Below are 8138 nucleotides of genomic sequence, written 5' to 3'. Positions count from 1 at the left end.
AGCGCGGCCAGCAGGCCGCCGATGCGCTGCAGGAAGCCCGCCGAGGGCAGCGAGCGCGGGCTCGGCAGACCATGCTGGTACCAGGCGCCGGCCAGCAGCCCGGTGATCGCGCCGAGCGCGGCGACGATGCCGACCGCGCGGCACTGCATGGCCGCGCCGCCGCCCGAGGCCGCCGCCAGCGAGCAGCCGATGCCGATCGTGGCGATCGCCGCGCCGGCATAACGGCGTGCCGGCGGGCACTCGCCCTGGAACGCGAAGGCGATCAGCAGCAACAGCATCGCCAGCGGCTGGGTGGCGAGCGCCAGCGATTTCAGCGCGGCCGGCAGCGCCGCGCCGGCCGGCACGCAGGCGAGGCCGAGATACGCGCCGTTCAGCAGCAGGGTGAGCATCAGTTGCTGCGCGAGCCGGCTGCCGTGCGGCGGGCGCCGGCGCACGCTCCAGGCCAGCGCGGCGACGGCCGCGGCACGCAGCAGCAGCCCGGCCAGCGGTACCCACAGCGCGGCGGGATGGCGTAAGGCGGCTTCGTTGGCGGGCAGCTCCATCGACCAGAGCTGGAGCATCAGGCGGGGCAGATCGATCGTCGTCATCGCTGGATTCCTTGCGGGTTCACGGTGCGACAAGCGTAAGAAGATCGAGCGGCCCGGGCCATTCTACGAACTGGTGAGGATGCCGCGCCCCGGGTGCCTTGCGCATACCAAGGTATGAGGCGGCGATGCCGGGCGGATCGGCCGGCTCACGCGGCCGGCCGTGCCGGCCTGGGGCGGCGTGCGAAGCGCCGCGCCCCGCTCGCGGGGCCCGCGCGCGTCAGCGACACTGTCCAGCCGACATTCAACGTAGTTGTCCGCGCAACGATCCGGACTCGCGCGCGCGACGCTGTTCGTGCTCGGCCGCCAGCGCGGCGAGGATGAAGCCGCCCACCAGCCCGATGTGCTCGAAGAAGCCGTTGGTGGCGGCGAAGCGGGCCTCGCCCGCCAGCGTCCAGAACGGATTGGCGAGCAGGTTGGCGATAGCGGTGAACACGGCCAGCAGGCCGGCGCCGAACCAGACGAAGCGGCCGGCGATGATCATCAGCGGCCCGACGATCTCGACCACGATGATCGCGAGCGCCCAGGGCAGGGCCGGATGCAGGCCGAAGTGCTGCATCTCGCGGGCGGCCTGCCCGAGGTCGGACAGCTTCATGCAGGCGCCGACCAGGTAGGGGCCGGTCAGCGCGAGGCGGGCGATCAGCCAGGTATGCGGCCAGTCGAGGATCGCATCGACCCAGGCGGGATCGCTGCGGCCCCAGGGCAGGCGTTTTCGGCCGTGCGGATCGCGGCTCATGGATGGGTTCCCTTGTCAGGTGATGCGGACGATTCGAGCATGATCCGCCCGCATCCGGGCACGGTGGACCGAGGTCCGTGGAGCGGACCTCGGCATTCAGGACAAAGACGACAGGCTAATGTCGATTCGAGGCGCCAGGAAGGCGACGGGTCTGGACGCAGCATCCGGGAATTTGAACGCGCCCCGCCTCGTACCGCGCGACGGCAATCGCGGCTGCTTTGCGAGCCACGTTGTCCGCGATGGAATCGGCTTCTCCGATCCGGCCCGTTCCCGGGTTTATTTGGAAATACTTTCTATATTGGTCCGATTAAGCTGGCCCCTGGCCGGGGCGTGTCGAGCGCGAAAGCATGTTCTGCTCGATGCATGCCGGGCCTGTTCAAAGACATTCCGCCTTTCGTCAGGGAGACAAGCAATGAAGGTTTCGAAGCCGATGTTCAAGCTCGCGTGCATCGCGGCATGGTTCGGCGTGGCGGCCGGCGCGGCCCAGGCCGCCGACCTGCTCGACACGGTCAAGCAGGCGGGGGTGCTCAAGATCGCCATGGAAGGCACCTATCCCCCGTTCGATTCGCGCGACGCCAGCGGCAACCTGGTCGGTTTCGACGTCGACGTCGCCAAGGCGGTGGCGGCCCGCCTGGGCGTGAAGCCCGAGTTCATCGCCACCGAATGGAGCGGCATCCTCGCCGGCCTGCAGGCCGGCAAGTACGACGTGATCGTCAACGAGGTGACCATCACCCCGCCGCGCAAGCAGGCGCTCGACTTCAGCCAGCCCTATGTCTATTCGGCGGCCCAGCTGATCCAGCGCGCCAACGACGACCGGCGGTTCGGCAGCCTGCAGGAATTCAAGGGCGACAAGAAGCTCGGCGTGACGCTCGGCACCAACTACGACGCGATGGCGCGCGCGGTGCCCGGCATCAACGCGCAGACCTATCCCGGCGCGCCGGAGAAGCTGAGCGACCTGGTCAACCGCCGCATCGACGCCACGCTCGACGACCGCCTGATGATCCCGTACCTGCTCAAGACCACCCAGCTGCCCTTGCGCGCCGGCGCCGTGGTGCCCGGCGGCGGCCAGGAGATGGGCATTCCGTTCCGCAAGGGCAACCCGAAGTTCGCCAAGGCGCTCGACGACGCCATCAGCGCCATGAAGCAGGACGGCACGCTCAGGAAGATCTCGATGCAGTGGTTCGGCGTCGATACCTCGGTGCCGGCGGCGAACTGATCGGCACGAAGCTTCGTCCCGCTGCCGGAAGCGCGGCGACCTTCGTTCGGCCCGTGCCGTCACGAACTCGATCGACTCCTTATACTGGCGCGTCCCCATTCTCCTGACGCGCGATGTCGATCAAGCGGATTCTGGTTTCTTGTCTGGCGATTGCCGCCGCGGCCTACCTGGCCGCGGCGGCGGCGCTCTACCTGCTGCAGGACCGCATGCTGCTGCCGGCCACGCCGCCCGCGGTCGATCCCACCAGCGTTTCGCATCCCGGCGAGCGCGTCGAGCCCTGGCAGGTCGACGGGCAATACGCCGGCTACCTCGTCACGCCCGAGCGCGCCGCGCCGCGCGGCAGCGTGATCGTCTATCACGGCAACGAGGAATCGGCCGAAACCAAGCTGCCGCTGGCCGAGATCTTCGTGCGTGCCGGCTATCGCGTGGTGATCGCCGAGTACCCGGGCCATGGCCGGCGCGCCGGCGCGCGCACCATGCGCGCCGCGCTCGGAGCCTCGCGCGAGACGCTGGCGGCCACGCTGGCGCGCTGGCCGGGCGCGGTCTGGCTGGTGGGCGAATCGCTCGGCGCGGGCATGGCGGCGCGCGTGGTGCAGGGCAGCGAGGATGCGCTGGCCGGCGTGGCGCTGATCACGCCCTGGGACACGCTCGCCTCGGTGGCGGGGGAGAAGTACCCGATGTTCCCGGTGCGCTGGATGCTGCACGATGGTTTCGACTCGATCGCGGCGCTGTCGGCCTATCGCGGGCCGCTGGTGGTGATCGGCTCGGTGCGCGACACGCTGATCCCGGTGGCGCATGCCGAGCGGCTGGCGAGCCGGCATCCGGGCAGCCGGCTGATGCTGCTGCCCGAGGCGAATCACGACGACTGGTTCGAGGCGATGACGGCGCCGCGCTGGCAGCAGGTGCTGCGCTGGATGGGGGCGGCTTGATGCGCGGTGGTCGAACGATGGCCGTCGCCGAGGCGAAGCCGTGTTCGTCGATGCGAGGCGGCGCGAACTGATGCCGTTCGGCCGTCCGGCCGCCCGGCCGCTTGCTGCGATCGGGCGATCGGGCGATCAGGGATCGACCACGCCCGCGCAGGCATCGGTCGGCAAGGCGGCCAGGTGGCCGACCAGCGGCACGGCCTTCAGTCCCGCCGAGGCGACCCGGCAGGGTGCCGCGGCCAGCCCGCAGCCGCCCAGCGCGAGACACAGCGCGCCGCATCCGATCCATCCCGTCGCTCTCGTATGCCACGCCCGCCACGCGGCGCCGCGATGCTTCCCTTCGTCTGCTTGTTCCATGAGGCTCCCTGGCTGGATGGCGCCCCGATCGCCGGGCATGCCGGGCAGGGCGGTCGGCTCGTGCTGGCGAGCCGGCAGGGAGGAAGTCTAGGCAGGGCTCGGCGGTCGGTCTGTGTCGAAATTGTGGCGAATCCGTGTTCGATCATGCGCCGATGTTGCCATCCGTGACGCCGATGGTTCACCGCGCCGGCGCCGCGTCGTCCTGCGCCAGCGTCTGCGCCACCAGCCGGCGGAACCAGCGATGCCCGGCGTCGTTGTGGTGGCGCGCGTGCCAGAACTGCTGCACGGTCAGGTCCGGCAGTTCGATCGGCAGCGGGAACACGTCCACATGGGCCAGCCGCGCGAACAGGGCCGCCAGTTCGTCGGGAATCGCCGCGATGTAGTCCGAATTCGCCACCAGGCTGGGCACCGCCAGCAGGTAGGGCACGTCCACGCCCACCTTCAGGCGCGCGCCGTGGCGGCGCAGCTCCTTCTCCAGCAACTGGTTGGTGAGCGCCAGCGTGCCGGCCACCACGTGCTTGCGCTCGACGAATTCCGCCAGCGTCATGCCTCGCTTGCGGCGCGTCGTGCCGCCCTTGACGATCCCCACCAGCGAGCGCCGGAACAGCGGCTGCTGGTGCAGGTTGTCGCCCAGCCTGCCGAGATAGCCGATCGCCAGGTCCAGCGCGCCGTCCTGCAGCGCCCCCGCCAGCTCCGGCGAAGGCAGCTGGATCGGCTTGAGCACGGCGCCCGGCGCGCGCTCGTGGAAGGCCGCGAGCAGGCGCGGCAGCAGCACGATCACGCCCATGTCGCTCAAGCAGACCGAAAAGCTGCGGGTGGTGGTGGCCGCGTCGAAAGCCTTGGCACTCCATATTTCCTCCTGCACCACCGCCAGCACGTGCTCGACCCCCTTCAGCAGCCGCTCGCCCACGGCGGTGGGCGCCATCACCGGGCCCGCCCGCACGAACAGGTCGTCCTGGAACAGCACCCGCAGCTTGCCCAGCGCATGGCTGACGGCGGGCTGGGTCAGGCCGAGGCGGTCGGCGGCGCGCGACACGCTGCGCTCCTCGGCAAGCGCCTGCAGCACGTACAGGAAGTTCAGGTCGGGCGTGTTCATGTATGCATCCGATTCATTCTGGATATGAAATTCATTGTATGGATTTATAGAGGCCAGGAGATTAATTTTGCATCCGGCTTCGAAAAAACAGGAGACGGAAGTGCTGGATTGCGATGTGATCATCGTCGGCGGCGGCCCGGTGGGGCTGTTCCTCGCCGCCGAACTGGGGCAGCGGGGCGTGAGCGTCGAGCTGTTCGACGCCAAGGGCGGCACCAGCCGCCATCCCGCCGCGAATGCCAATAGCGCTAGGACCATGGAGCACTTCCGGCGCATCGGCATCGCCTCGCGGGTGCGCTCGCTGGGCCTGCCCGCCGACTACGCGCCCGACATCGCCTACTTCACCTCGATCGCCGGGCACGAACTGGCGCGGCTGCCTCAGCCCACCTCGCGCGAGGCGGTCGAATGGGCCAGGGGACACGCCTTCACCTGGCCGACGCCGGAGCCGCCGCATCGCTGCTCGCAGCTCTACGTCGAGCCGGTGCTGCTCGAGGCGGCGCGCAGCCATGCCGCTTGCCGCGTGCATTTCTCCTCGCGCGTGGTCGGCTTCGAACAGCACGAGGATCGCGTGCTGGCGACGGTCGAGCTCGACGCCGTGGAAGGCCGCGAGGCCGCCACGCGCACCGTGAGCGCGCGCTACCTGATCGGTTGCGACGGCCCGCGCAGCTTCGTGCGCAAGTCGCTCGGCATCCGCTTCGAGGGCATGGCCGGCGAGCGGCGCGAATTCATGGGCGGGCAGATGGATGCCGTCTACTTCCATGCGCCCGAACTCTATCGCGCGAGCCGCCGCCCGCCGGCCTGGCAGTACTGGACCTTCGGCCCGCGGCAGCGCGCGCTGGTGATCGCCGTCGACGGCGCCGGGGATTTCATCATGAACGTGCAACTGCGCGACGGCGAGGCGGCCGATGCGCAGGACGTGCGTGCCCGCATCGCCGAGGCGATCGGGGCCGAGGTGCCCTTCGAGCTCAAGAGCCGCTCGACCTGGACGGCGGGCTTCGCGCTGGTGGCCGAGCGTTTCTCCGAGCGGCGGATCTTCCTGGCCGGCGACGCGGCGCACCTGTTCACGCCGACCGGCGGCCTCGGCTACAACACCGGCATCGACGATGCCGCCAACCTCGCCTGGAAGCTCGAGGCGATGGTCAAGGGCCTGGCCGGCGAGGCGCTCGGCGCGAGCTACGAGGCGGAACGGCGTCCGGCCGCGCTGCGCAACACCGCCTTCGCGCGCGGTTTCGCCGACGGCATCGGCCATGTGAGGCTGCCCGCGGCGGCCTATGAAGCGAGCGCCGCCGGCGAGGCCGCGCGCGCCGCGATCGGCGAGTACCTCGCGTTCCATGCCAGGGCCGAATTCGTGATTCCGGGCGTGCACCTGGGCACGCGCTACGAGGCTTCGCCGCTGGTCGAGGCCGAGCCGGGCGCGGCGCCGCCCGACGCGGCCAATCTCTACCTGCCGAGCGCGCGCGCCGGGCATCGCGCGCCGCACGTCTGGCTGACCGACGGCGCCTCGCTCTACGACCGCCTCGGCCCGGGCTTCACCCTGCTCTGCACCGACGCCGAGGGCGCGGCCTTCGACCCGCAGGCGGTGCAGCGGGCCGCGCGCGCGCTGCCGCAACTCGCCGTGCTGCGGCTCGACGACGAAGCGGAGCTCGCGCAGGCCTACCAGGCCCGCTACGTGTTGATCCGCCCAGACCAGCACGTGGCCTGGCGCGGCCGCGCGCTCGACGGCGATTTCGAGGCGGCGGCCTGGCGCAGCGTCGGCCATGCGCGGCGGCAGGAGGCGGCCCACGCCATGCAGTGAGCAGTCTTAACCAAAGGTTCGCGGCCGCTCGACGGAAACGACGAACCCAGACAAGCAGGAGACAAGACCATGCAAGCGCAATCCGTATCACCGCTGGGCGCCGTCGAGGCCGCGAAGGCTTCCTCGCTGCCCCTGCTCACGCTCGTGCTGTGCTTCCTCGTGGTGGCGGCCGACGGCTTCGACGTCGCCTCGGTCGGCTACGTCGCGCCGCTGCTGAAATCGGCCTGGGCGCTGACGCCCGCCCAGCTCGGCCCGATCTTCGGCGCGGGGCTGTTCGGCCTCACGGTGGGCAGCTTCCTGTTCGGGCCGCTGGCCGACCGCGTCGGCCGCAAGCGCGTGATCGCGATCTCGCTCCTGCTGTTCGGCCTGGGCAGCCTGGCCTGCGCCTTCGCGCCCAGCGCGGGCTGGCTGGTCGCGCTGCGCTTCCTGACCGGCGCGGGGCTCGGCGGGGCGATGCCCAACGCGATCACGCTCTCCTCGGAGTTCAGCCCGGCGAAGGGCCGCGCGATGCGCGTCACGCTGATGTTCTGCGGCTTCACGCTTGGCCTCGCGGGCGGCGGCCTGGTCGCCTCGCTGCTGCTGCCGAGCTTCGGCTGGCAGGGCGTGTTCGTGTTCGGCGGCCTGTTCCCGCTGCTGCTGGTGCCGGTGATCTGGATCTGGCTGCCCGAATCGCTGCGCTTCATGGCGGGCAAGCCGCGCCACGAAGCGGAGGCGCGCCGCGTGATCGCGCGCCTGAGCGGCGATGCGAACACGCCGATCGAACGGCTGGTGCCCGAAGGCGAGCAAGCCGACAGCCGTGCCGGAAACGCGATCGGCCTGCTGTTCTCGCCGCGCTATCGCACCGGCACCTGGCTGCTCTGGCTGGCCTTCTTCTGCACCTTGTGGGTCTATTACCAGGTCAGCAGCTGGCTGCCCACGGTGATCACCGGCGCGGGCATCAGCGCCTCGCACGCGGCCCGCGTCGGCGCCATGCTGCCGCTGGGCGGCACCCTCGGCTCGCTCGTCAACGCGCGCCTGATGGACCGCATGAACCCCTTCTTCGTGCTGAGCGGCTCGTATGCGATCGCCGCCGTGGCGGTCGCCCTGATCGGCGGCGCGATCGGCCATCCCGCGCTGGTCTACCTGACGGTGTTCATGGCCGGCTTCGGGCTGTCCGGCGCGCAGACCGGCGCGAACGTGCTGGTGGCCGGCTTCTACGCCACCGCGGCGCGCGCCACCGGCGTGAGCTGGGCGCTCGGCGTGGGCCGCATCGGCTCGATCATCGGCTCGATGACGGGCGGCCTGCTGCTGGTCGAACTCCCTGCGCCGACGGCGGCCTTCGCGGTGTTCGCCGCGCCGGTGGTGGTGGCCGGCCTCGCCATGCTGGCCACCGGCTGGCTCTACCGGGCAGGTGGCCCGGACGGCGCGGCGCGGGCATGACAGAACTTTTCAATC

7 protein-coding genes and 1 pseudogene are annotated in these 8138 nt (G+C 70.7%); 4 read left to right on the top strand and 4 right to left on the bottom strand.

Annotated features, from left to right (window positions below):
- Together F3J10_RS20265 and F3J10_RS20260 are read right to left on the bottom strand one after the other, a co-directional pair.
- Positions 1–587, bottom strand: a pseudogene (locus F3J10_RS20265) (hypothetical protein); the annotation flags it as partial.
- Positions 588–828: 241 nt separating this feature from the next.
- Complete coding sequence (locus F3J10_RS20260; RefSeq protein ID WP_167234402.1) at positions 829–1320, bottom strand: DoxX family protein; 492 nt, start codon at positions 1318–1320, stop codon at positions 829–831.
- 412 nt (positions 1321–1732) lie between these two features.
- Between F3J10_RS20260 and F3J10_RS20255 the strand changes: the two genes are divergently transcribed.
- Both F3J10_RS20255 and F3J10_RS20250 read left to right on the top strand, forming a co-directional pair.
- Positions 1733–2536 carry a transporter substrate-binding domain-containing protein gene (locus tag F3J10_RS20255; protein ID WP_025097175.1) on the top strand — a complete coding sequence of 268 codons (804 nt, stop codon included), beginning with the start codon at positions 1733–1735 and terminating at the stop codon, positions 2534–2536.
- 113 nt (positions 2537–2649) lie between these two features.
- Positions 2650–3465, top strand: coding sequence for an alpha/beta hydrolase (locus tag F3J10_RS20250; RefSeq protein ID WP_167242857.1), 816 nt, complete (start codon positions 2650–2652; stop codon positions 3463–3465).
- Between the two features lie 126 nt (positions 3466–3591).
- Here F3J10_RS20250 and F3J10_RS20245 read toward each other — a convergent pair whose 3' ends face one another.
- Both F3J10_RS20245 and F3J10_RS20240 read right to left on the bottom strand, forming a co-directional pair.
- Positions 3592–3744: a DUF6726 family protein gene (locus F3J10_RS20245; protein WP_345791226.1), complete on the bottom strand. Its 153-nt coding sequence runs from the start codon at positions 3742–3744 to the stop codon at positions 3592–3594.
- 250 nt (positions 3745–3994) lie between these two features.
- Complete coding sequence (locus tag F3J10_RS20240; protein ID WP_036055773.1) at positions 3995–4912, bottom strand: LysR family transcriptional regulator; 918 nt, start codon at positions 4910–4912, stop codon at positions 3995–3997.
- A 100-nt stretch (positions 4913–5012) separates the two neighbouring features.
- Here F3J10_RS20240 and F3J10_RS20235 point away from each other — a divergent pair, with 100 nt between their 5' ends.
- Both F3J10_RS20235 and F3J10_RS20230 read left to right on the top strand, forming a co-directional pair.
- A complete protein-coding gene (locus F3J10_RS20235; protein ID WP_167242856.1) occupies positions 5013–6704 on the top strand; it encodes an FAD-dependent monooxygenase in 1692 nt (563 codons plus the stop codon).
- 69 nt (positions 6705–6773) lie between these two features.
- Positions 6774–8123 (top strand): MFS transporter, encoded by a 1350-nt coding sequence (locus F3J10_RS20230; protein ID WP_167242855.1) that lies wholly within the window; start codon positions 6774–6776, stop codon positions 8121–8123.
- Positions 8124–8138: the final 15 nt, after the last annotated feature.

Origin of the sequence: Burkholderia sp. Cy-637 (genome assembly GCF_011753175.1) — a bacterium.
GTDB lineage: Bacteria > Pseudomonadota > Gammaproteobacteria > Burkholderiales > Burkholderiaceae > Burkholderia > Burkholderia gladioli.
The sequence above is the reverse complement of the archived record's forward strand: the minus strand, read 5'-3'. Positions and strand labels throughout refer to the sequence as shown.